The sequence below is a fragment of the Caballeronia grimmiae genome, assembly GCF_022879615.1.
Taxonomy (GTDB): Bacteria; Pseudomonadota; Gammaproteobacteria; order Burkholderiales; family Burkholderiaceae; genus Caballeronia; species Caballeronia grimmiae.
Genome location: NZ_CP084271.1, coordinates 2,549,170 through 2,572,558, shown reverse-complemented (window position 1 = coordinate 2,572,558; position 23,389 = coordinate 2,549,170). Strand labels below are relative to the sequence as shown.

The window sequence follows — 23,389 nt, the reverse complement described above, 5'->3', positions numbered from 1 at the left end:
CCGCTGAAGATCGCCGGCGCGGCTGCGCGCCGCTGTCCCCTGCCGCAGGGGAACGCGTCTTCCTGAGAGAGTCGAATTGAAATCGTTGCTCACGCGTCATTGGTTCCTGCTGCTTGTTCTCTCGTCGCCGGCGTGCATGGCGGCAAATCTCGATACTCCAACGCCGGTTTGCGGATGGGACATCAGCGCGCTCCGCCTGCTGCCCGCGCTCATTGGTGTGGTGGCGGTGTTCGGCGTGACGCTGCGCGCGTTCGTCCTGCTACAGCGCGAGGTGAACCGGCGCATCCTGACCGAGCAGCGACTCGCGACTCAGCTCAGCTTTCAGCAGACGATGATGGAAGTCGTGCCCTATCCGCTCGTCGCGAAGGACATGAACAATCGCTACATCGCCGTCAACCGCGCGTTCGAAGAGGCGCTCGGCGTGCGGCGCGAGGACATCATCGGCCGGACGAGCATGGAAGCGGCCGCGTGGGGCGACGTCAACAGCCGCCTGCTGAACGATATTTGTATCGCAACGCTTCACACGGGCGAACGGCATGAGGTGGAGGCGGAATTCATCGATAATCGCGGCCGCTCGCGCTACGGCCTGTTCTGGACCGGGGCGTTCTGCGCGTCCAATGGCGACCGGGCGGGCATCGTCGGAACGATGATCGACATCACCGATATCCGCGATGCCGAGATGCGCGCACGGCGCACCGAACAACGGCTTCACGATGTCACGCGGTCGCTGCCGGCCGTTGTTTTTCAGTTGCGCCGCGAAAGCAACGGGCGATACAGTCTGCCGTATCTCAATGGCGATACCCGGCAGTTGCTCGGGATCGACCTTGCAGCGCTCGCCGACGGTCCGATCAGCGTGCTGCATCATGTTCACGTCGAAGACAGCGCGCGTCTGCTCGCGGAAATCGAAACGTCGTCGCGCACGCTGCGACCCGTTCATACTCAATTCCGCGTCAACGTGGAAGGCGGGACGCGATGGATACGCGCCGACCTCGTCGCGCGTCAGGAAGACGAGGCCGGCGCGGTGGTCTGGAGCGGCTACTGGGCCGATGCGACCGTCGACCATGCACGCGCCGAAGAACTCGCGCGCGCAAGAGACGCGGCGGAAGCAGCATCACGCGCGAAAGACGATTTTCTCGCCATGATGAGCCATGAAATCCGCACGCCGATGAATGGCGTGCTCGGACTCGTCGAAGTGTTCGAAAACACGCCGCTGAATCCGGACCAGTCGCAGATGCTCGGCATGATTCAGGATTCGGCGAGCGCATTGCTGCAAATTCTCGATGACCTGCTCGACTACACGAAGATCGAGGCAGGTCGACTCACCATCGAATCGACACCGATCGACTTGCGCGAACTGGTGGACAACGCCGTCGGACTGCTCGCGGGACGCGCTCACGAGAAGGGCCTGCGCGTGCGTGTCGATGTCGCTCCGGACGTGGCGGCCAGCCTTCGCAGCGACAGCGTGCGGCTGCGTCAGATTCTCTTCAATCTGATGAGCAACGCCATCAAGTTCACCATCAGGGGCGAGGTCGCGCTGCAGGTTCGCGCGGTCGAACGTTCCGTGTCCGAGCAAGTCATCGAAGTGCGTGTGACGGATACCGGCATCGGCATCGATCCCGCGGCGCAGCACAAGCTGTTCGAGCCGTTCGTGCAGGCAGAGACGTCGATCACGCGGCGCTTCGGCGGCACGGGGCTCGGGCTGACGATCTGCAACAGGCTCGTCGCGTTGATGGGCGGGACACTGAAGCTGCACAGCGAAGTGGGCGTCGGCACGTCGATGACGGTGCGTCTCACGATGCCCGTCGAAACGCAGCAGTATCAAATGGAAGGATTGCGCGGCAGGCGCGGCATCGTTGCCGTCGACGACGACTCCGTCGCTAGGGCGTTGCTCAACTTCGGCCAGGCGCTCGGGCTGAATCTGGAGCGAATCGAGCCCGATCATCCGCGCCTGCATTCGCCGGGCACATTCGACGGCGTCGATCTCGTCTTTCTCAGCGACACGCGCAATGTTCGCCTGCCGATGGGCCTGCGGGTGATTCATGTGACGGAGAAGCCGAAGCCTACGGGTTATCGCGTGCTCGAAGACGACGTTCGCGTGAGCGTGAATCCGCTTTCGTGGCGGGGGCTGGGCGCGGCGTGCGTCGCTGCGCTGACAGGCATGCCGCAAGTCGCGGTCAACGCGACGCTCGGGCAGCCTGCCAAGCTGGAAGCGCCCAACCGCGAGCAGGCGTTGCGCAGCGGCCGGCTCGTGCTCGTGGCGGAAGATCATCCGGTGAATCAGGAGTTGATCCGGCATCAGCTTTCCTTGCTCGGCTTCGCGTGCGATGTGGTGCACGACGGCGTCGAGGCGCTCGCGGCTCTCGAGACGACGCGATACGGCTTTCTCATCACCGATTGCCATATGCCGAACATGACGGGTTATGAACTCGCGCGGCGCGTGCGGGCTAAAGAGAAAGGCACGCCGCGTCGCTTGCCGATTCTTGCCATCACCGCGAGCACCTGCTCTGGCGAGTCGACGAAGTGCCGCGAAGCCGGCATGGACGATTGCCTGATCAAGCCCACCCGCCTCGCGACGCTACGCGAACACCTGAACCGCTGGAAGGCGTCGGAGCGGCCGGGGCAAAGACACCAGGCGCGAAGGCACGACACGCACGCGCCACCGAGCGAAGCTGTCGAAGCGCTCGATATCAGCGGCATGGCGCAACTGTGGGGCAGCGAAGCGACCGTCAAGGCGTTGCTCGATGCGTTCGTTTCATCTTTCCGCGACGATTTGTCGGCGCTCGAAGAACTGCTAGACCACGGCACCGTCGACCATTTGCGCGACTGGCATCATCGCGTGGTGGGGGCGGTGAGCGTCCTGCAATATCGGCCATTGCTCGATGCACTCGAGGCGTACCGTCGTGATCTGCCAGAGAAAAGCCGCGAAGTCAGGCGAAGCGAAGGCCGCGCACTGATCACGCGATGCAAGGAACTGCTTGGACGTATCGAGGCGCAAGGGGCGTCGATCACCTGACGCGATTCAAACCCACTGCGCGCTGCTCGAGGTTCAGTCCGAAGTCGCGACGTGGCCCGCTTCGGCGGGCGCGCGATCGCGGAAATACGCGAGCGCGAGATCCACGAAGGAGCGCGTCTTCGCGGAGACATACCGCCGGCCCGGATAGACGATGGACACCTGCTTGTCCGCGTCCTTGATCGAATAGTCTGGCAAGACGCGCACGAGCGCGCCCGTTTCGATGTCCTGCGCGACGTAGCTTTCCGGCAGCACGGCGATTCCCATCCCCGACACCGCCGCCTGGCGCAGCATGGGCGAACTGTTCACCATGTACGCCGGATCGAGCGATACGTCTTCGTGGACTCCTGACGATCCGATGAACGTCCACGTCGAACCGTGAATGTCCGTCGATGGTGCGAGGAACTCGTGCTTCGTCAACATGGCGGGCCGCGTGGGCATGCCGCGCCTTTGCAAATATTCCGGCGATGCAACGAGCGCCGCCGCCACCTTGAACAACGGGCGGTTGATGAGCGTGCCGCTGTTCACGAGATGCGGCACGACGATGCCGGCATCGAAACCTTCATCGACGAGATCGACCGGGCGGTGCAACAGTGTGAGGCGCAGCTTGACGCTCGGATAGCGATCGCGAAAAGCGCGCAGCATCGGCGTCAATTCGAACAATGAAAACGAAGCGGACGCAACGAGCTTGAGTGTTCCGGACGGATCGATAGAACTGTTCGCCACTGTTGCCTCGATCGTCTCGACCTGTTCGATCACTGCGCGACAGCCGTCGGCATAGGCTCGTCCGGCTTCGGTCAGCGACACGCTGCGCGTGGTGCGATTCAGCAGGCGCGTGTTCAGATGAGTTTCGAGCAGTGAGACGTAGCGAGTGACGACCGCGTTGGAGAGATCGAGCGCCGCAGCCGCGCGACCGAAGGATTCGGTTTCGGAGACTTTGAGAAAGACGCGCATCGCCTGGAGCTGATTCATGACGCAGAAAACCTCGAGCGATGGACAGGTGCTTGTTTCCTTGATCGGAGCGAGCGGAAGATAAGCGCCGCTTTCGCGTGCGCGATGTTATGCGGGTGTGAAGGACAACGTAATCGGAGGACTCTGACTATTGCAGCATGTGGCTATGAGACCACTGTCGCGTGTCCGCAACTAAGGAGGGGTAAGACCGGTTGCGGCAACATTTTGGTACTGCGGTAAGTGCAAGATGCCTAAGCGTTAACTCATATTGAAATTCGATTTTTCGAATTGTTCGAAAAGATTTTTGTGTTCCTTTGGGGTGGTGGCGGCAAAAAGGGGAGCCATACACTTTGGGCTGCCGAATATCGGTGGATGGCATACGGCGGGATGTGGTCCCGAACATGCCGAGACGCCGCGAGCAACCCTATCGAGTCATATGACTCTTCCAAAGGAACACACATGAAAAAGACTCTGATTGTAGCGGCCGTCGCCGCATCGTTCGCAACTGCCGCGAGCGCGCAGAGCAGCGTTACGCTGTATGGTCTGGTCGATGCCGGCTTCACGTATGTGAATAATGTGCAGGCTCCGGCTAGCGCCGATTACTACAAGACGAACTCCTGGGGCGTGACGGGTGGCAACGTCCAGATGAGCCGTTGGGGCCTGCGTGGCAAGGAAGATCTCGGCGGCGGCATGGCTGCGGTGTTCACGTTGGAAAACGGCTTCGACGTTTCCAACGGCCGTTCGGTGGATAGCCGTGAGTTCAGCCGTCAAGCGTACGTTGGTCTGTCGACGAACGCAGGCACGGTCACGCTGGGTCGCCAAAGCGACTCCGTGGTGGACTACCTGAGCCCGCTGAGCGCGACCGGCACGTGGGGTGGCACGTACTTCGCACACCCGGGCAACACGGACAACCTCGACGGCAACGACTTCCGCGTCAACAACTCGATCAAGTTCACGAGCGCTAACTACGCTGGCTTCTCGTTCGGCGGTATGTACGGCTTCTCGAACGCGGCAGGCAGCTTTGCGGCAAACCGTGCTTACAGCCTCGGCGCTGGCTATGCGAACGGCGGCCTGAAGGTCGGCGCAGCGTACATGCAAGGCAACGGCATCGGCAGCAACACCGTCGGCGCAATCACCGACTATGCATACCTGGACACGAACGGCAACGTGGTGGATGACCTGCGTCAGCGCACCTTTGGTGCTGGCGCAAGCTACTCGGTCGGCGCATTGACGTTCGGCGGCGTCTGGACGCAGGTTCGTCAAGACGTGAACCTGGTTGACGGTTCGTCCATCACCAACAACTATGAAGTCAATGGCCGCTATGCGTTGACGCCGGCCCTGTCGATGGGTGCTGCCTACACGTTCACGACCGCGCGTTCGAACATTGGCGGCGGCGAGAGCTCGCATGCCCGCGTCCACCAGTTCGGTCTGCAGACGGACTACGCGCTGTCGAAGCGCACGGACATCTATGCAGAAGGCGTTGTCCAGATCGCGAGCAGCCCGGACAAGGGCGTCTACCCGAACGCTGGCATCAGCGGCGTGCCGAACTCCTCGAGCAGCCGTCAGGTTCTCGTGACGACGGGTATCCGTCACCGCTTCTAAAGCGGGCTGAGCAGTACGCAGTTCTGTAGTTGAGTAGCAAGGAAAGGGCGCCGTGAGGCGCCCTTTCTGCGTTTGTAGCCAGCGCACCAGCGCAACCATCGCGAGCAGCGTCCGAAATCCGGATGCACTACCATGACGATGCAGCCGACGCCCGCATCGGCGCGTCCGGCGCAAAGAAACGGAGGATGAAAAATGCTCTCGACATGCAGGCCACATTTCCTTCGGACCGCAGCCATCGTTCTGGCGCTGACGGCATCGGCCGTCGCGCATGCCGATGTCGTCGCGCTAAAAGCGAACCTTCAACCTTCGAGCGAAGTCCCGCCGCGCGTGAGCAAAGGCCACGGCTTGCTCGACGCCACATTCGACACGCAGACCCGCCAGCTCACCTGGACCGCCACCTACGCCGAGCTATCCGGCCCGGTCACGATGGCTCATTTCCACGGCCCCGCGCCGGTCGGCCAGAACGCGAAAGTCCAGGTGCCCGTCGATAAGCGCGCATTGTCCAGCCCGATGAAAGGCCAGGCGACGCTCACCGAGCCGCAGGTGACCGACCTCATGGCGGGCCAGTGGTACTTCAACATTCACACACAGGAAAACCCAACCGGCGAGCTTCGCGGTCAGGTGATGCCGTTGAACTGAGATGAGCTGGCAAAGTGCGCTGGCGTGCTGGGCGGTGCGGCGCCGCATGCGTCCTGAGACGGCCAGACCGACGCTCGACGTCGATCGCGCGCGGGTGTACACATCGCGGCGAATATGGTCGCCGGGCGTGCCAAGAGCCACCATCTGGAGATACGCGCCGACGGCGAATGGCTCCGTACAGCCGAACCGCGCAGCACGATTCTCTACCTGCACGGCGGCGGCTATTACTTCTGCTCGCCGCAGAGCCATCGCGCGATCAGCTACGGCCTTGCCGTGCGCGCGCACGCGAACGTCTTCTCGCTGGACTACCGCCTCGCGCCCGAACATCGCTTTCCGGCGGCAGTCGATGACGCCGTCGCCGCTTACCGCGCACTGATTGCGAATGGCGTTGCGCAGCAATCGATCGTCATCGTGGGCGATTCAGCCGGCGGCGGCCTTGCGCTCGCGACACTGCTCGCCCTGCGCGATGCCGGCGATGCCCTGCCGGCCGGCGCCGTGCTGTTCTCACCGTGGACGGACCTGACCTGCAGCGGCGCATCGATGCGGACGAACGAGGGCCGCGATCCCATGTTCCATGCGGCGGTGTTCGCGAAAGTCGCAGCGCAGTATTTAGGCGATGCCGACGCCAGGCACCCCTACGCCTCTCCGCTGTTCGGCACGTTCGAAGGCTTGCCACCGCTGATGATCCACGCCGCCGACACAGAACTTTTGCTCGACGACTCGACGCGCGTCGCGGACAAAGCGCGCGCCGCGGGCGTACGCGTCGATCTTCGAATCTGGCGCGGCGTGCCGCACATCTTCCAGATATGGGCGCCTTTCATGCCCGAAGCGCGCGAGGCGTTGTCACAGGCGGCCCAGTTCATCGACGCAGTGACATCGGCATCCGCGCGCACTCACCGCCCGCCCATGACCTCGATGGTCTGATACGCGCGCTCGACCGCCGCCGTCCCATACTGGCGCTCGAGCCGCCGAACGGTGAAGTGGCCGTGCGCCATCTGCTGAAAGTGGTCGATGAAAACGGTGTTCACCATCGCGCCGAGCACCGCGCCGATCGCCGGAACGGACTTCGCGGCGACCTGCTCGCTGACCTGCACTGAGAAACGCGATGCGATCGTCTGCAGGAATTTGAGCAGCGCGGTGGAACCGTGCCCCGCGAGCCCTTTCGCCGAAATCTCGGTCGTTGCGCGCGATACGGACTGCGCGAGCGCCCCGCGCACGATGAAATAGCCGAGGTCGGCGTTGTCGTCGTCTTTGCGCGTGCCGCCCATGCCGAGCACCATCAGGCATTGCAACTGCGTGTCGACACGATGCACGTCTTCGCCTTCGCTTCGCGCAATGTCGCAGATAGAGCGGAACATCAGCGTCGTCGTGACCGGCAACTCCACCGGCAACGCGAACAGCCCGAACGCGCCGCCCGCCGCGCCGGTCGTCGCGACGGCGAGCTTGTGGAGCAGGTTGCTCGGTTTGTCGGGCGGCGGCGCGAGCAGCGAGCCGGCCGACGCGCCCTTGCCGAGCGTGCGCAACGCGATCTGCAGGCATTTCTTGAGTGCGAGCTGGGTCGCCTCGTCGATTTTTTCCTGAGCCGCGTTGGGCAGGCGGCCCATGAGTTTTTCGATCGGCGCGCCGATGACGCTCGCGAGCTTCATCGTCAGCGACGGACTTTCGAGTGCTTCCTTGGCGCGGGAGAGGGCGGCGAAGTCCTCGGCCGTAAGCGGCGATGTGATGATCGGCGTCGGTTCCATGCGATGTTTCTTGTATAGAAATGAGAAGTTGACCACGAAGCTTAGAGCGCAACAGCGTGCTATGATTCACTTTCCGTTGACTAGTCAACAATTGCGCTTGCAAAAAATGGCCGTTCATACAGCCGCGCATCATTCGAGCGGGCAGGTCTTGCCGTTCCGCGAATCGCTCATGGCGATGCTCGGCATCTCGTTCGTCACGATGCTCGTCGCGCTCGACCAGACGGTCGTCGGCACTGCGCTGCCGACCATCGTCGCCGAGCTTAGGGGCTTCGACCTCTACGCGTGGGTCGCGACCTCCTATCTTCTGACATCCGTCATCACCGTGCCGATCTTCGGGCGGCTCGGCGATTACTACGGCCGCAAGCCGTTCGTGATCGCTTCGATCGTCGTGTTCACGGTTGCGTCCGTGTTGTGCGGGCTCGCCAACAGCATGATGTTCCTCGTGCTCGCGCGCGGCTTGCAGGGTATCGGCGGGGGGATGCTGGTCGGCACTGCGTTCGCGTGCATCGCCGATCTCTTTCCGGACAATGTCGTGCGCCTGCGCTGGCAAGTGCTGATGAGTTCGGCTTTCGGCATCGCGAATGCCGTGGGGCCGTCGCTCGGCGGTTTCCTCACGCAGTACACCGGCTGGCGCTCCGTCTTCTACGTCAATTTGCCGGTAGGCGTGCTGTCGCTGTTCTTCGTGTGGCGTTTTCTTCCGCATCTCCGGCACGTGGCGCACGAAGGAAAGATGCGGCTCGACTGGCCCGGCGCCGTGTTGATCGCCGTGGCGCTCGGCGCGTTGCAACTGTTCGTCGAATTGCTGCCGAAACACGGCCTCGGCGTCGAAACGCTGTCCCTGCTCGCAGCAAGCGTGGTGGCGGCGTACGCGCTGTGGAAATGGGAAACGCGGTGCAGCTACGCGATCCTGCCGGTCGAGATGTTCCGCAACCCGAGCCTCGCCGCGCTGTTCACGCTCGCGGTGATGGGCGGCTTCACCATGTTTTCGCTGCTCTTCTACGCGCCGCTGCTGTTTCAGGGTGGATTCGGCATGTCGCCGAAGGACGCGGGCTTGATGATTACGCCGCTCGTCGTGTTCATCACGATCGGCAGTATTCTGAACGGACGCATCGTGACGCGGCTGTCGAATGCGAATCCGATGCTTTACATCGGCTTCAGCCTGCTCGTCGTGTCGTGCCTCGGCGTGGTCGTGGCTACGCACGCGATGCCTCGCGCGCTGCTCCTCGTCTTCATGCTGCTCGGTGGCCTCGGGCTCGGCTTCGTCATGCCGAATCTCACCGTATTCGCACAGCAGACCGCGGGACGCCAGCATCTCGGCATTGCGACGGCGCTGCTGCAATCGCTGCGCATGATCGGCGGCATGATCGGCACGGCGCTGACCGGCACGCTCGTCAGTCATCTGTATGCGAGCGGCGTCGAGCTTGCGCTTGCAAAGGATCGCGCGACGCAGTGGCTCGCCGATCTGTCCGATCCGCAAATTCTCATCAATCTCGATGGTCAGCGCACCGTGCTCGCTCAACTGACTGCAGCCGGCCATGACGGCGCGATGCTGCTCGAAGCGGCGCGCGAGGCGCTCGTCGCGGCGATCCACATCGGTCTCGCGGTGGCGGCGGTGGTCGCGGTGCTGTCGGTGTGGCAATCGCGCCGCGTGCCGCCGGTGCGCTTGAAAGGGCCGCAAGAACCGGTCATTCTCGCCGAATGAAGATCGAGGAAGGCACGAGCATGAACGAACAGGATCGTATCGCCGTGGTGCAACAGTTTGGACGCACGTATCGCGCGTTCATGTCGGCGTTCGAGTCGGCGGTGGGCCAGCCGATGCCGCGCTGGCGAATCCTCCTCGCGCTGCACGAGCACGCCGGCGTGGTGTCGCAGAAGATGCTGGTCGAGCGACTACGCGTCGATCCGGGCGCGCTGACGCGCCAGTTGAAGGCGCTGGAGGCGCTCGGCTGGGTCGTGCGCAGCGTCGATGCGCGGGACAATCGCGTATCGAACGTCGCGCTGACGGACGAGGGCCGCACGGCGACGGAACAAGGTCTGCCGCGCCGCAACGCCTTCCTGCACGACACGATGGCCGCGATGCCCGACGACGCGATCGAAGCGTTGTCCAGCGCGCTTCACATGCTCGAAGCGCGCATTCAGGACGTGGCCGCATCGAACGCGGCGGCGAGCATCGAAGATAAGGCTTAGAAGAACGTCTCGATAACCTCGGTCACGCGATACTTCGCGTCGACGACGAGCACCTGACGCCACTTGTCGAACGTGAGGCACGGGTGCGAAATGTCGAACGCGATCATGTCGCCCACTTCCACGTCGTCGCCCGGCTTGATGCGCAGATACGCGTGCTGATCCATCAGGCCGAACACTTCCCAGCCTTCGTCCGCCGATACATCGCGCGGCGCCTCGTTGCCCGGACGATAATGCTTCGCCGGCTCCGGCATGCCCGCGTCGAACGCGGAATCGCGCTTGCCGAGCCCGATAATCGCGCGATCCGGTTCCGGAATGGACTGCACGTAGGCCCACAATTGCAGCGCGGGCTTCAGGCCCTGGCCCATCTTCTTCGCAATCGGATTGCGCGCGAAGATTTCGTTTTGCGCTTTCTTGTAGATGCCGACGTCGTGCGTCAGGTAGCAGCCGGGGCGCAGCACGACTTCGATCGCGTCGCTGTTCGCCTTCGCGAATTCATCGGCGACGACGTCGTACCACGCCGAACCCGCGCCTGATAGAATCGCCGGCTTCCGCGCAATGCGGCCTTCCGCGCTCAGCGTGCGAGTGATATCGACGGCGCTCTTCAGGAACTCGCGAACCTTCGACTCGTCCTGCAACACGCCTTCGTACAGTTCCACGCCCGCGAGTTCGATCGTGCCCGGCCAGCGCGCGATCGCCGCGAGCACGGCTTCGCGTTGCGCATCGTCGCGCACGCCGGTGCGCCCGCCCGGCACGCCAAGCTCGATCAGCACGTTCAGTTTCTTGCGGACATCGCTGAAGAACGCGCCGAGCTGATCGACGCCATCGGCTGAATCGACCAGGCAAAAGAACTCGAAGTCCGGATCGGTCAGCAACTCCGCGATCATGCCCATGTTGCGCTTGCCGACGAGCTGATTTGCCATCAATACGCGATGCACGCCGCCGCGATACGCCGCGCGCACCTGATGCGCCGTCGCGAGCGTAATACCCCATGCACCGGTGTCGAGCTGACGGCGAAAGAGTTGCGGCGCCATCGTCGTCTTGCCGTGCGGCGCGAGCTTTACGCCGTACTCGCCGACGAACGCCTGCATCCACTTCAGATTGTGCTCGATGCGTTCCGCGTACAGCACGGCGGCCGGCAAACTCACCTCTTCGTCGAGCAGGTTCCATTGCAGGCGGCCCGCATCCTTCAACTGGATGCCGGTGCCCGGCACCATGCCGAGGCCTTTGCCGAACGGGTCGATTGTCGCGTTCTGATAGTTTGTAACTTTCATGTGCTGCTGCTCCATCGTGCGTTTGGTTGCATTTCTGTCGATGCTTAATGACGCTGCGGTTGACGGCACTATGGTACCCAAAGTAGCATCGGCGATGGAATTGTTATTTAGTAACACGCGCACAGCGTAAACCCGACCCCACGATGAACGGCCACGCCGACCCGCTCAGTTTCGATATCGTCGCGCGCATTGCCGAACGCGCGCCGGAGTTGCGCAGCGCCGAACGCAAGGTCGCGGCGCTGATCCTCGACGATCTCACTGGAGCGTCGCGGGCCAGCATCGGTGCCCTCGCGGATAAGGCCGAGGTCAGCATCGCGACGGTGACGCGCTTCGCGAAGGCTGTCGGCTGCAACGACGTGCGCGAACTGAAGCTGCGGCTCGCACAGGCGGCGGCGGTCGGCCAGCGTTTCCTGAAGATCGACACCGACCAGGGCGACGCCGAGCCCGCGTCGCTCGCTGCGCGCATCTTCGACGAAGTGCAGGCGACGCTCGCGCAAAACCAGGGTGCGCTGCGTTCCGCGCCGATCGGTGAAGCCGCCGACGCGCTCGCCGCCGCGTCGATGATTTATGTGTTCGGCATGGGCGGCGGCTCCACCGCGCTCGCCGACGAAATGCGCTTTCGCCTCGTGCGGCTCGGGCGTCCGGTGGCGTCGTATCAGGATGGGCTGCTGCAACGCATGGTAGCCGCGACGCTGTCGAAAGAGCAGGTGGTCGTCGCGCTGTCCGTAACCGGGCAGACGCCCGAAATGCTCGAAAGCTGCCGGCTCGCACGCGAGTACGGGGCGCGCGTGATCGCGCTGACCGCGCCGGCCTCGCCGCTCGGCGCGCTTGCGGACTGGCTGATTCCGGTCATCGCGATAGAAACGGATTTCATCTACAAGCCGTCGTCGTCACGTTACGCGATGATGATGGCGCTCGATCTGCTCGTCACGGAACTGGCCGTCAAACAGGCCGACCGCAGCCGCGAACTGCTGCGCCGCATGAAGCACGCGCTCGACGCGCATCGCGGCGGCGGCGAGCGTCAACCTTTGGGAGACTGATCATGGCGATCATGGAGAAGGCCGACACGCTGATCGTCGGCGCGCGCGTGATCGACGGCACGGGCGCGCCCGCCGTCGAATGCGATGTCGCGGTGCGCGACGGACGCATCGTGGCGATGGCCGAGCCGGGCGGTTTGTCGGCCTGGACCGCCGACGAGGTCTTCGACGCGCGCGGCAAGGTGCTCGCGCCCGGTTTCATCGACGTTCACACGCACGACGACACGCACGTCATCCGCTCGCCGCAGATGATGCCGAAGATCACGCAGGGCGTGACGACGGTGATCGTCGGCAATTGCGGGATCAGCGCGTCTCCGGTGACCCTGAAGGGCGAGCCGCCCGACCCGATGAACCTGCTCGGCGATGCATCCGCGTTTCAGTATCCGACCTTCGCCGCATATGTCGATGCCGTGAACGGCGCGCGTCCGTCCGTGAACGTCGGCGCGCTGATCGGCCATACGGCGCTGCGCAACAATCACATGGACCGGCTCGATCGCGCCGCAACCGCCGATGAAATCGCCGGCATGCGCGCGCAGCTCGAAGAGGCGCTGGATAACGGCGCACTGGGGCTGTCGAGCGGGCTCGCGTACGGCTCGGCGTTCAATGCGCCGCCCGAGGAAGTGCAGGCGCTGGCGGAGCCGCTCGGCAAAGCGGGCGCGCTGTACACGACGCACATGCGGACCGAATTCGACGCGATCCTCGACGCAATGGACGAAGCGTACGGCGTCGGCCGTCATGCGAGCGTGCCGGTGGTGATTTCGCATCTGAAGTGCGCGGGGCCGTCGAACTGGGGGCGCAGCGTTGAAGTGCTCCGCTCGCTGGAGACGGTGCGCGACGGTCAGCCGGTCGGCTGCGATTGCTATCCGTACAACCGCAGTTCGTCGACGCTCGACCTCAAGCAAGTGACGGGCGATATCGACATCACGATTACGTGGTCGGAGCCGCATCCGGAGATGGCGGGCAAGCTGATTCGCGAGGTGGCGGCCGAGTGGAACGTGAGCCAGCAGGAAGCGGCGAAGCGCCTGCAACCGGCGGGCGCGGTGTATCACAACATGTCGGAGGACGACGTGAGGCGCATCCTGTCGCATCCCGCGACGATGATCGGCTCCGATGGCTTGCCGAACGATCCGCTGCCGCATCCGCGCTTGTGGGGCGCGTTTCCGCGCGTGCTCGGCCACTATGCGCGCGATACGGCATTGATATCGCTCGAAGAAGCGGTGCGCAAGATGACGAGCTTGTCGGCGCGACGCTTCGGCCTGAGCGAGCGTGGCGAAGTGAAGGTGGGTTATCACGCGGATCTGGTCGTGTTCGATCCCGAGCGCGTGCGTGATGCCGCGACGTTCGCAAAGCCGCAGCAGGCGGCCGACGGCATCGACGCGGTGTGGGTGAATGGGGTATTGACGTATCGCGAGCAGGCCGTGACGGGTGCGCGCGCGGGACGTTTCGTGGCGCGGGGCGCGGCATCCAGACTGGATGCGGCCGGCGCCTTTTGAGAATCTGTTGCGTTAAGAAGGAGTGGAAAGATGAAGCGTTATGGCGTGGAAGGCGGCAAGGGACAAGGCGGCGCGCATATGCCGTTCGCACGCGCGGTCGAAGCCGATGGCTGGCTCTTCGTGTCGGGCCAGACGCCGATGCAGGACGGCGAAGTGATCAATGGCGGCATCGTCGAGCAATCGCACAAGGCGATTCAGAACGTGATCGCGATTCTCGAAGAAGCGGGATACGGCACGGAGCATGTCGTGCGCTGCGGCGTATGGCTGGACGATCCGCGCGACTTTGCTTCGTTCAATAAGGTGTTCAAAGAGTATTTCGGTGCGAATCCGCCGGCACGGGCGTGTGTCGTGTCGTCGATGGTGATCGATTGCAAGGTCGAGGTCGATTGCGTGGCTTATAAGAAGCCTGGTGCGTAAATGGATTGTGCGGGCGGCTTTGTCTCGGTGAGGCGAGGCTGCTTTTATCGCTGTGACTTGCGGTCGAAATCTTTAATCGACACCTGTCAGCGAATGCCTTGTCCGCGCAAGCTTCGCCACATCCCAGTCAATGAGAGTAGAAACGCGCCTGCGTGCTCCTGCTCTCATCCAGTAATCACTGCCTCGCCAGCCGCGCGTTATCCGGCATCGGCAAATTGAAATTCGTCCGAAACGGGTTGATATCCAACCCTCCGCGACGCGTATACCGCGCATAAACCGCGAGCCTCTCCGGCTTACACTCCCGCATGATGTCCATGAAAATGCGCTCCACGCATTGCTCATGAAACCCCGTATGCTCGCGATACGAAACGATATACCGCAGCAACCCCGCGTGGTCGATCTGTCCGCCGTAATAGCGAATCTGCACGCTTCCCCAGTCGGGCTGTCCCGTCACCGGGCAATTCGATTTCAGCAGATTGGAGAACAGCGTCTCGTCGACCGGCGCTTCGTCATGCGATGCCTTCAGCAGCGATGCATCCGGCGAATAGACTTCGCAATCCAGATCGAGCCGATCCAGCGACAAACCATCGAACTCTTCCATCGAGAGCTTGCCGAAATCCGCGGGCGGCGTGAGCAGCACTGAAACCGTCGCGCCGCAAATCGCGGAGACATCGCGCTTGATGGCGGCGCGCACCTCATCGATGGAATCGAATCGCGTCTGCGCGAACGAGCCGAGATAAAGCTTGAACGACTTCGACTCCACGATATTTGGCGATTCCGCCGGCACGAAGAACGTCGCCACGGCAATTTGCGGCTTGCCATTACGGTTCAGCCACGACAATTCGTAGGCGTTCCAGATATCGGTGCCGAAAAAGGGCAGGCGCGCCGGAACGCCGATCCCATCGCGCGCACGCTTGCGATCGATCGGAAAAAGCAGCGAAGAATCGTATTGTTCGGTGTAGTTGACGGCCTTGCCGAGCGGAGATTGGTCGGGTGTCATGATGCGTTCGCTATGCCGCTGAGAACGTGCCCGGTCGCAGTCACGACGCGAGCCGATTCGCAGTGGCGGATTTGGTCGTCGAAGAAAAAGTCGGGTTCGAATTCGCGCAGGAATTCGCCCTTGTCGAGTCCGCCCAGGAACATCGCTTCGTCGATTTCGATGTCCCACGCCATCAGCGTCCGGATCGCGCGTTCGTGCGCGGGAGCGGAGCGCGCCGTGACGAGCGCGGTGCGGATGTGCATCGACGACGCCTTCTCGTTGTCGTCGGCGATGCGTTGCAGCTTGTTCAGCGCCGCCAGCAGCGGCTTCAGCGGCCCGCCCGGCAGCGGCAAATCCTTCTTGTCGATCTCATGGCCGACGAACGCCGATAAACCATCGGTCTGAAATACGCGCTCGGCTTCGTCGGAAAAGAGCACGGCGTCGCCGTCGAACGCAATGCGGATCTCGTCAGCATAACGGCTCGCGGCACGCGGCGTTTCGGGCAACACGCGTGCAGCCGGAAATCCAGCCGCGAGCGCGTCGCGTACATCGTCGGGATTCGCCGACAGAAATAGCGACGCCCGCAGCGGTTTCAAGTACGCGAACGGCGAGCGGCCGCGCGTGAACACGCCGCGCTCGATCGTCAGGCCATGCTCGCGGCACGAATGAAACGCGCGCAGGCCGCTGATCGGATCGCTCCGCGAGAGGATCACCACTTCGACACGCTGCTCTTGCGCGTTCAATGCGAGCAGCTTGCGAATCAGCCCGAACGCGACACCCGGTTTCGCGGGCGTGTCCAGCCGCGTGCGTTGCAGCGCCTCGTAACGGGGCAGATCGCCCGTCTCATAGACGCGGTTCTCTTCTTCGAAGTCGAAGAGAGCACGCGACGAAATCGCGACGACGAGCTTGTCTTCGAGCGTGAAGGCCATCGGCTGGCGCGCTCAGGCGAGAAACAGCTTGTACACCGGATTCGCGCCCTCGTCCCACCACGGATAGCCAAGCGTCGCGAGGAAGCGCTCGAACTCGGCGTTGTCCGACTGCGGCACCTGAATGCCGACCAGAATCGAGCTGTAATCCGCGCCCTGGTTCCGATAATGGAAGAGGCTGATGTTCCAGTCCGGCGCCATCGACGAAAGGAACTTCATCAGCGCGCCCGGCCGCTCGGGGAATTCGAAACGCAGTAGCCGTTCGTCCTGCGCGAGCGGCGAGTGGCCGCCGACCATGTAGCGGATGTGCTGCTTCGAGAGTTCGTCGTGCGACAGGTCGACGGTCGCGAAGCCATGCTCGACGAACGACGACATCATCTGCGCCGTCTCGACGCGCGACTTGATCTGCACGCCGACGAAGATATGCGCGGCGCGCGCATCCGCGATGCGGTAGTTGAACTCGGTCACGCTGCGGTCGCCGACCAACTCGCAGAATCGCCTGAAGCTGCCGCGCTCTTCGGGAATCGTCACGGCGAACACCGCTTCGCGCGCCTCGCCGACTTCCGCGCGCTCCGCGACGAACCGCATGCGGTCGAAATTCATGTTCGCGCCCGAGGTCACGGCGATCAGCGTCTTTCCTTCGATGCCCTCGCGCTCCGCATACAGCTTCGCGCCCGCCACCGCCAGCGATCCGGCCGGCTCCAGCACGCTACGCGTATCCTGAAAGACGTCCTTGATCGCGGCGCAGAGCGCGTCCGTGTCGACGGTCAGCACTTCGTCGAGCAGTTCGCTGCACAGACGGAACGTTTCTTCCCCGACGAGCTTCACCGCCGTGCCGTCCGAGAACAGGCCGACCTCGGTGAGCGTCACGCGTTCGCCCGCCTTGATCGAGCGCGCCATCGCGCAGGAATCTTCCGTCTGCACGCCGATCACCCGGATTTCCGGGCGCACCGATTTCACATACGCCGCGACGCCCGCCGCCAGCCCGCCGCCGCCGATCGGCACGAAGATCGCGTGAATCGGGCCCTGATGCTGGCGCAGGATTTCCATCGCGACGGTGCCTTGCCCGGCGATCACGTCGGGATCGTCGAACGGATGCACGAAGGTCAGGCCGCGTTCTTCCTGCAACTCGACGGCGCGCGCATAGGCGTCGCTATACGATTCGCCCGCCAGCACGACTTCGACCGTCGGGCCGCCGTGAGCGCGGATCGCGTCGATCTTCACCTGCGGCGTGGTCGTCGGCACGGCAATGACCGCCCGGCAGCCGAGCCGCGCCGCCGACAGCGCCACGCCCTGCGCATGGTTGCCCGCCGAAGCCGTAATCACGCCGCGCGACAGCACGTCGGCGGGAAGATTCGCCATCTTGTTATAGGCGCCGCGAATCTTGAACGAGAAAACCGGCTGGTTGTCCTCGCGCTTCAGATAGACGGAATTGCGCAGCCGCGCCGACAGATTGCGGGCGGGCTCGAGCTCGCTTTCTCGCGCGACATCGTAGACGCGCGCGGTCAGCACTTTCTTCAGGTAGTCGGGATGTTTCATGCGGGAAATCGTCAGGCAGGCCGAAGCTGCGGTTTTTCAGGGCGAAAACATCAATGATAGCCGCAAAGGGACGCTTTCCCGGTTACGGGCGCGACCGACCGGCCGGACGGACGGCGAAAAGCGCGCAAATGCGCGATTTTGCGTCGAAAAAAGACGCGCAAAGACGTCTTTCGGCTGCTAGCGCCGGCAAACGGCCTTTTTCGCGATGGGTTAGAATTTCCTTTTACAAATCAGCAATCAGGATCGGCAGATGCACTGGCAGCTTCGGATCGATATGTCGGCACGCGTCGCCCGCGAGCGTCACGCCGCGTCCGAGCGACACGCGCGCCACACGCGATCGTGGCGCTGATCTTGGGCACATCGAAGGCGTCGTCGTGAGGGTAGCCGTCACCGGCATGCCGCCATATATCGGCCATTCACCCGCCTTCGCAAGAAAAGTCTCATTCGAAAATCTGCGCCCCACGCGCATCGTCGGCGTCTCCGCTTTCCGAAGCACACGCGCCGATACACCGAACCGTCGACCATGAACGCACCTCAAGCCTTCGATCCGAACGGCGCCCATGCCGCCTTGGCGCTCGATATCGAGCCCCGTCTGCGTGAGATTCCGTATAACTACACGTCGTTTTCCGATCGCGAAATCGTCATGCGGCTGCTTGGCGATGAAGCCTGGGCCGCGCTCGACGAGCTGCGCGCGGAACGCCGCACCGGCCGCTCGGCGCGCATGCTGTACGAAGTGCTCGGCGATATCTGGGCCGTGCGCCGCAATCCGTATCTGCAGGACGACCTGCTCGACAACCCGAAGCGCCGCGCGATGCTCGTCGAGGCGCTGAATCACCGGCTCGCGGAAATCGAAAAGCGGCGCAGCGCCGACTTGTCCGAGCACAGCGCCGAAGCCGGCAGCCGCGAGCGCGCCGAACGCGTGCAACTGCTGGTCGCGGCCGCGCGCCGCGCCGTCGACGACTTCGCCGCCGAATTCGACCGCATGGCGGACTTGCGCCGCCGCGCGTCGCGCGTGCTGGGCAAGCAAACGCAGAAGGACAACATCCGCTTCGATGGCTTGTCGCGCGTCTCGCACGTGACCGACGCGACCGACTGGCGCGTGGAATATCCGTTCGTCGTGCTGACGCCGGACACCGAAGCCGAAATCGCCGGGCTCATCAAGGCGTGCTTCGAACTCGGTCTCACCGTGATTCCGCGTGGAGGCGGCACCGGCTACACGGGCGGCGCGATTCCGCTCACGCCGTTCTCGGCGGTCATCAACACGGAGAAGCTCGAACAGCTTGGGCCGGTCGAGATGACCGACCTGCCGGGCGTGGATCGCAAGGTCGCGACGATTTTCTCCGGCGCGGGCGTCGTCACGCGGCGCGTCACGGAAGCGGCCGAGCAGGCGGGCTTCGTGTTCGCCGTCGATCCGACCTCGCTCGATGCGTCCTGCGTCGGCGGCAACGTGGCGATGAACGCGGGCGGCAAGAAGGCGGTGCTGTGGGGCACGGCGCTCGACAATCTCGCGTGGTGGCGCATGGTCGATCCCGAAGGCAACTGGCTCGAAGTCACGCGGCTTGGCCATAACATCGGGAAGATTCACGACGTGGATGTCGCGCGCTTCCGCCTCGACTGGTTCGACGGGAGTCGCGCGCCGGGCGAAAAGCTGATCCGCACGGAGAACCTCGATATCGCGGGCCGCACGTTCCGCAAGGAAGGGCTCGGCAAGGACGTGACCGACAAATTCCTGTCCGGCCTGCCGGGCGTGCAGAAGGAAGGCTGCGACGGGCTCATCACGTCCGCGCGCTGGATTCTGCACAAGATGCCCGCGCACACGCGCACCGTCTGCCTCGAATTCTTCGGGCAGGCGCGCGACGCAATTCCGAGCATCGTCGAAATCAAGGACTATCTGTTCGAAACGTCGAAGCAGGGCGGCGCGATCCTCGCCGGTCTGGAGCATCTCGACGAGCGCTATCTGCGCGCGGTCGGCTACGCGACTAAGAGCAAGCGCAACGCGTTCCCGAAGATGGTCCTGATCGGCGATATCGTCGGCGACGATGCCGATGCCGTCGCGCAGGCCACGTCGGAAGTCGTCCGCATGGCGAACGGCAAGAGCGGCGAAGGCTTCGTGGCAGTGAGCGCCGAGGCGCGCAAGCGTTTCTGGCTCGACCGCTCGCGCACGGCCGCCATCGCGAAGCACACGAACGCGTTCAAGATCAACGAAGACGTCGTGATCCCGCTCAATCGGATGGGCGAGTACACGGACGGCATCGAGCGCATCAACATCGAACTGTCGATCAAGAACAAGCTGCAATTGCTCGACGCGCTCGAAACCTTCTTCCGCAACGGCAAGCTGCCGCTCGGCAAGAGCGACGACGCCAACGAAATCCCGAGTGCCGAACTGCTCGAAGACCGCGTGCAGCAGGCGCTCGATCTGCTCAAGCGCGTGCGCAACCGCTGGAACTTCGTCGGCGAAAAGCTCGACATGCCGTTGCGCGAGGCGCAGCACTATCTCGTCGGGCTGGGCTACGAGGCGCTCGCGGAGAAGTTCGCCGATCGCGTGGACGTGCAGCCGGACGCCAACGTGTTCCATCTCGCGCAGGACCGCACGCTGCGCGTCTCGTGGAAGCAGGAGATTCGCGCGGAACTGCGCCAGATTTTCAACGGCGGCGAGTTCAAGCCGATCCTCGACGAAGCGCAGGCCATCCACAAGCAGGTGTTGCGCGGCCGCGTGTTCGTCGCGCTGCACATGCACGCGGGCGACGGCAACGTCCACACGAACATCCCGGTGAACTCGGACAACTACGAGATGCTGCAGGACGCGCATCGCGCGGTTGCGCGCATCATGAAGCTGGCGCGTTCGCTCGATGGCGTGATCTCGGGCGAACACGGCATCGGCATCACGAAGCTGGAGTTCCTGACCGAAGACGAGATCGGCGAATTCCGCGCATACAAGCGGCGTGTCGATCCGCAAGGGCGCTTCAACGCCGGCAAGTTGCTCGAAGGCGCGGACCTGCGCAACGCCTACACGCCGTCGTTCGGGCTGATGGGCTATGAATCGATCATCATGCAGCAGTCGGATATCGGCGCAATCTCCGATTCCATCAAGGACTGCCTGCGCTGCGGCAAGTGCAAGCCGGTCTGCGCGACGCACGTGCCGCGCGCGAACCTCCTGTACAGCCCGCGCAACAAGATTCTCGCGACCTCGCTGCTCGTCGAAGCGTTCCTGTACGAAGAGCAGACGCGCCGCGGCGTGTCGATCAAGCACTGGGACGAGTTCAACGACGTAGCCGATCACTGCACGGTCTGCCACAAGTGCGCGACACCGTGCCCGGTGAAGATCGACTTCGGCGATGTGTCGATGAACATGCGCAACCTGCTGCGCAAGATGGGCAAGAAGAAGTTCAACGCGGGCAACGCGGCGGGCATGTTCTTCCTCAACGCGACGAATCCGCAAACCATCAACCTCGCGCGCACCGCGATGATGGGCGTCGGCTACAAGGCGCAGCGTCTCGGCAACGACCTCTTCAAGCGGTTCGCAAAGAAGCAGACGGCCAAGCCGCCCGCGACGGTCGGCAAGCCGACCGCCGTCACGCAGGTGATTCACTTCGTGAACAAGAAGATGCCGGGCAACCTGCCGAAGAAGACGGCGCGCGCGCTGCTGGATATCGAGGACAACAAGATCGTTCCGATCATCCGCAATCCGAAGACGACGACTGTCGATTCGGAAGCCGTGTTCTATTTCCCCGGCTGCGGCTCCGAGCGTCTGTTCTCGCAAGTCGGCCTCGCCACTCAGGCGATGCTGTGGGAAGCGGGCGTGCAGACCGTGCTGCCGCCGGGCTATCTGTGCTGCGGCTATCCGCAGCGCGGCGCGGGTCAGTACGACAAGGCCGAGAAGATCGTCACGGATAACCGCGTGCTGTTCCATCGCGTGGCCAATACGCTGAACTATCTCGATATCAAGACCGTGGTCGTGTCGTGCGGAACGTGCTACGACCAGCTCGCGGGCTATGAATTCGAGAAGATCTTCCCTGGCTGCCGGATCATCGACATTCACGAATTCCTGCTCGAGAAGAACATCAAGCTCGAAGGCGTGAAGGGCACGCGCTACATGTATCACGACCCGTGTCACTCGCCGATCAAGACGATGGACCCGGTGAAGCTCGTCAACGAACTGATGGGCTCGGAGAACGACGGCTACAAGATCCAGAAGAACGATCGCTGCTGCGGCGAGTCGGGCACGCTGGCGGTCACGCGCCCGGACATTTCGACGCAAGTGCGCTTCCGCAAGGAAGAGGAAATCCGCAAGGGCGCGGCGCAACTGCGAGGCATTCCGATCGCAGCCGTTGCCGGTTCGAACGCGATCAATCCGATGAACGCATCCGCGGGCACGGCCGGCGCAGCGCCGGGCTCGGTGTTGTCGGCGGGAGATGGCGCGCAGACCAGTGGCACGGACGTGAAAATCCTGACGAGCTGCCCGTCCTGCCTGCAAGGGCTTTCGCGTTACAACGAGGACGCGAACATCGAGGCGGACTATATCGTCGTGGAAATCGCGCGCAAGACACTCGGCGAGAACTGGATGGAGCAGTACGTCGAGCGCGCGAACAATGGCGGTATCGAGCGCGTGCTGGTGTAATAGCGGAATCGAAGTTCGATTTCGTTAGAGGGTCGCGATGGACTGTGTGTTTTGCCGTGAAGACGGCGGCGAAGTGCTGTGGGCGGACGACGCATTGCGCGTCGTCCTCGCCGATGAACCCGACTGGCCGGGCCTGTGCCGGGTCGTCTGGGGCGCGCACGTCGCCGAAATGTCCGATCTGCCGGACGCGGACCGCATGCGCGTGATGACTGCCGTCAACGGCGTCGAACGCGTAATGCGCCGCGTGCTCGTGCCCGAGAAGATCAATCTGGCGAGCCTCGGCAATCAGGTGCCGCACGTTCACTGGCACGTCATCCCTCGCTTTTCCAACGATTCCCGTTTCCCGCTTCCCATCTGGGCGCCGCGTCAGCGCACGGTCTCCGAGGCGCAGCTATCCAAACGCCGCGCGCAGGCGACGCTCTTGCGCGAAGCCATCCGCAACGAGCTGAATCAGGCGTTCGGCCACCATTAATCTCAAAAGACAAGGCTCATCATGAGCGGACTGACATCGACGACGCCGATTCCCACCGGCGTCGTTCTGCATTCGAAATCCCGCGTGCTCGAACTGCAATACGGCGACGGCGAGTCGTATCGCGTGCCGTTCGAACTGCTGCGCGTCTATTCTCCGTCCGCCGAAGTACAGGGCCACGGGCCGGGCCAAGAGACCCTGCAGACGGGCAAGCGCGAGGTGGGCATCATCGGCGTGGAGCCGGTCGGCCATTACGCGCTGCAGCTCAATTTCTCGGACGGCCATAACACCGGCATTTATTCGTGGGACATTCTTTACGATCTCGCGACGCGGCAGGACGCCCTGTGGCGCGACTATCTGGCGAAGCTGGAAGCCGCCGGTATGGACCGCGACGCGCCGATGGCGGCGAAGGCGTCGGGCGGCCACTGTCACTGAACGAACGATTCGCGGCATAACGCCGCATGGCCGGCGCGACGATTGCACGGCATATAACGAACAACAGGCGAGGA

At 63.4% G+C, this 23,389-nt stretch carries 17 protein-coding genes and 1 pseudogene; 12 read left to right on the top strand and 6 right to left on the bottom strand.

The window, feature by feature from the left end; translation table 11 throughout:
• Positions 1-76: 76 nt before the first annotated feature.
• Positions 77-3,013, top strand: a complete 2,937-nt coding sequence (locus LDZ21_RS12280; RefSeq protein WP_244793551.1) for an ATP-binding protein — start codon at positions 77-79, stop codon at positions 3,011-3,013.
• A 33-nt stretch (positions 3,014-3,046) separates the two neighbouring features.
• Here LDZ21_RS12280 and LDZ21_RS12275 read toward each other — a convergent pair whose 3' ends face one another.
• The gene (locus tag LDZ21_RS12275) at positions 3,047-3,982 is read right to left on the bottom strand and encodes a LysR family transcriptional regulator (protein ID WP_244793550.1); all 936 of its coding nucleotides are present in this window, start codon (positions 3,980-3,982) and stop codon (positions 3,047-3,049) included.
• A 438-nt stretch (positions 3,983-4,420) separates the two neighbouring features.
• On the opposite strand from LDZ21_RS12275, the gene LDZ21_RS12270 reads away from it, so the two are divergent.
• From LDZ21_RS12270 to LDZ21_RS12260, 3 genes and pseudogenes are all read left to right on the top strand, one after another.
• A complete protein-coding gene (locus LDZ21_RS12270; protein WP_244793549.1) occupies positions 4,421-5,563 on the top strand; it encodes a porin in 1,143 nt (380 codons plus the stop codon).
• A 192-nt stretch (positions 5,564-5,755) separates the two neighbouring features.
• Positions 5,756-6,202: a CHRD domain-containing protein gene (locus LDZ21_RS12265; RefSeq protein WP_244793548.1), complete on the top strand. Its 447-nt coding sequence runs from the start codon at positions 5,756-5,758 to the stop codon at positions 6,200-6,202.
• Between the two features lies 1 nt (position 6,203).
• A pseudogene (locus LDZ21_RS12260) lies at positions 6,204-7,126 on the top strand (alpha/beta hydrolase).
• Here the strand turns inward: LDZ21_RS12260 and LDZ21_RS12255 are convergent.
• The gene (locus tag LDZ21_RS12255; protein WP_035961759.1) at positions 7,096-7,944 is read right to left on the bottom strand and encodes an EcsC family protein; all 849 of its coding nucleotides are present in this window, start codon (positions 7,942-7,944) and stop codon (positions 7,096-7,098) included. The pseudogene LDZ21_RS12260 and the gene LDZ21_RS12255 overlap by 31 nt on opposite strands.
• Before the next feature lie 106 nt (positions 7,945-8,050).
• Here LDZ21_RS12255 and LDZ21_RS12250 point away from each other — a divergent pair, with 106 nt between their 5' ends.
• The gene (locus LDZ21_RS12250) at positions 8,051-9,646 is read left to right on the top strand and encodes an MFS transporter (RefSeq protein WP_244793547.1); all 1,596 of its coding nucleotides are present in this window, start codon (positions 8,051-8,053) and stop codon (positions 9,644-9,646) included.
• A gap of 20 nt (positions 9,647-9,666) precedes the next feature.
• Entirely contained in the window at positions 9,667-10,131 is a 465-nt protein-coding gene (locus tag LDZ21_RS12245; RefSeq protein ID WP_035961925.1) for a MarR family winged helix-turn-helix transcriptional regulator, read from the top strand.
• Here the strand turns inward: LDZ21_RS12245 and LDZ21_RS12240 are convergent.
• Positions 10,128-11,402, bottom strand: a complete 1,275-nt coding sequence (locus tag LDZ21_RS12240; RefSeq protein ID WP_244793546.1) for an amino acid deaminase — start codon at positions 11,400-11,402, stop codon at positions 10,128-10,130. The two genes, LDZ21_RS12245 and LDZ21_RS12240, sit on opposite strands and share 4 nt — an antisense overlap.
• 143 nt (positions 11,403-11,545) lie before the next feature.
• Here LDZ21_RS12240 and LDZ21_RS12235 point away from each other — a divergent pair, with 143 nt between their 5' ends.
• From LDZ21_RS12235 to LDZ21_RS12225, 3 genes are read left to right on the top strand one after another with little or no spacing between them, the layout of a single operon-like run.
• Positions 11,546-12,442: a MurR/RpiR family transcriptional regulator gene (locus tag LDZ21_RS12235; RefSeq protein ID WP_244793545.1), complete on the top strand. Its 897-nt coding sequence runs from the start codon at positions 11,546-11,548 to the stop codon at positions 12,440-12,442.
• Between the two features lie 11 nt (positions 12,443-12,453).
• Positions 12,454-13,932, top strand: coding sequence for an N-acyl-D-amino-acid deacylase family protein (locus tag LDZ21_RS12230; RefSeq protein WP_404980557.1), 1,479 nt, complete (start codon positions 12,454-12,456; stop codon positions 13,930-13,932).
• A gap of 30 nt (positions 13,933-13,962) precedes the next feature.
• Positions 13,963-14,349, top strand: a complete 387-nt coding sequence (locus tag LDZ21_RS12225; RefSeq protein ID WP_244793544.1) for a RidA family protein — start codon at positions 13,963-13,965, stop codon at positions 14,347-14,349.
• A 175-nt stretch (positions 14,350-14,524) separates the two neighbouring features.
• Here the strand turns inward: LDZ21_RS12225 and queF are convergent, their stop codons facing one another.
• The 3 genes from queF to ilvA are packed head-to-tail and all read right to left on the bottom strand — an operon-like array spanning position 14,525 to position 17,793.
• On the bottom strand, positions 14,525-15,349 hold the full coding sequence (gene queF, locus LDZ21_RS12220; protein WP_244793543.1) for an NADPH-dependent 7-cyano-7-deazaguanine reductase QueF: 825 nt from the start codon (positions 15,347-15,349) through the stop codon (positions 14,525-14,527).
• On the bottom strand, positions 15,346-16,257 hold the full coding sequence (locus LDZ21_RS12215; RefSeq protein WP_244793542.1) for a 5'-nucleotidase: 912 nt from the start codon (positions 16,255-16,257) through the stop codon (positions 15,346-15,348). The genes queF and LDZ21_RS12215 overlap by 4 nt, the downstream gene beginning before the upstream one ends.
• Positions 16,258-16,269: 12 nt before the next feature.
• Entirely contained in the window at positions 16,270-17,793 is a 1,524-nt protein-coding gene (ilvA, locus tag LDZ21_RS12210; protein ID WP_244793541.1) for a threonine ammonia-lyase, biosynthetic, read from the bottom strand.
• A 523-nt stretch (positions 17,794-18,316) separates the two neighbouring features.
• On the opposite strand from ilvA, the gene LDZ21_RS12205 reads away from it, so the two are divergent.
• The 3 genes from LDZ21_RS12205 to LDZ21_RS12195 are packed head-to-tail and all read left to right on the top strand — an operon-like array spanning position 18,317 to position 23,315.
• Positions 18,317-22,411, top strand: coding sequence for a DUF3683 domain-containing protein (locus tag LDZ21_RS12205; RefSeq protein ID WP_035961748.1), 4,095 nt, complete (start codon positions 18,317-18,319; stop codon positions 22,409-22,411).
• 37 nt (positions 22,412-22,448) lie between these two features.
• A complete protein-coding gene (locus tag LDZ21_RS12200) occupies positions 22,449-22,883 on the top strand; it encodes an HIT family protein (protein ID WP_035961746.1) in 435 nt (144 codons plus the stop codon).
• A gap of 21 nt (positions 22,884-22,904) precedes the next feature.
• Complete coding sequence (locus LDZ21_RS12195; protein WP_244793540.1) at positions 22,905-23,315, top strand: gamma-butyrobetaine hydroxylase family protein; 411 nt, start codon at positions 22,905-22,907, stop codon at positions 23,313-23,315.
• Positions 23,316-23,389 lie beyond the last annotated feature (74 nt).

Coding starts and splice junctions, on each gene's coding strand:
- LDZ21_RS12265 (WP_244793548.1), top strand. CDS start 5,756: ATGCTCTCGACATGCAGGCCACATTTCCTTCGGACCGCAGCCATCGTT.
- LDZ21_RS12245 (WP_035961925.1), top strand. CDS start 9,667: ATGAACGAACAGGATCGTATCGCCGTGGTGCAACAGTTTGGACGCACG.
- LDZ21_RS12195 (WP_244793540.1), top strand. CDS start 22,905: ATGAGCGGACTGACATCGACGACGCCGATTCCCACCGGCGTCGTTCTG.
- queF (WP_244793543.1), bottom strand. CDS start 15,349: ATGACACCCGACCAATCTCCGCTCGGCAAGGCCGTCAACTACACCGAA.
- LDZ21_RS12235 (WP_244793545.1), top strand. CDS start 11,546: ATGAACGGCCACGCCGACCCGCTCAGTTTCGATATCGTCGCGCGCATT.
- LDZ21_RS12225 (WP_244793544.1), top strand. CDS start 13,963: ATGAAGCGTTATGGCGTGGAAGGCGGCAAGGGACAAGGCGGCGCGCAT.
- LDZ21_RS12205 (WP_035961748.1), top strand. CDS start 18,317: ATGAACGCACCTCAAGCCTTCGATCCGAACGGCGCCCATGCCGCCTTG.
- ilvA (WP_244793541.1), bottom strand. CDS start 17,793: ATGAAACATCCCGACTACCTGAAGAAAGTGCTGACCGCGCGCGTCTAC.
- LDZ21_RS12240 (WP_244793546.1), bottom strand. CDS start 11,402: ATGAAAGTTACAAACTATCAGAACGCGACAATCGACCCGTTCGGCAAA.
- LDZ21_RS12270 (WP_244793549.1), top strand. CDS start 4,421: ATGAAAAAGACTCTGATTGTAGCGGCCGTCGCCGCATCGTTCGCAACT.
- LDZ21_RS12255 (WP_035961759.1), bottom strand. CDS start 7,944: ATGGAACCGACGCCGATCATCACATCGCCGCTTACGGCCGAGGACTTC.
- LDZ21_RS12275 (WP_244793550.1), bottom strand. CDS start 3,982: ATGAATCAGCTCCAGGCGATGCGCGTCTTTCTCAAAGTCTCCGAAACC.
- LDZ21_RS12200 (WP_035961746.1), top strand. CDS start 22,449: ATGGACTGTGTGTTTTGCCGTGAAGACGGCGGCGAAGTGCTGTGGGCG.
- LDZ21_RS12215 (WP_244793542.1), bottom strand. CDS start 16,257: ATGGCCTTCACGCTCGAAGACAAGCTCGTCGTCGCGATTTCGTCGCGT.
- LDZ21_RS12230 (WP_404980557.1), top strand. CDS start 12,454: ATGGAGAAGGCCGACACGCTGATCGTCGGCGCGCGCGTGATCGACGGC.
- LDZ21_RS12250 (WP_244793547.1), top strand. CDS start 8,051: ATGGCCGTTCATACAGCCGCGCATCATTCGAGCGGGCAGGTCTTGCCG.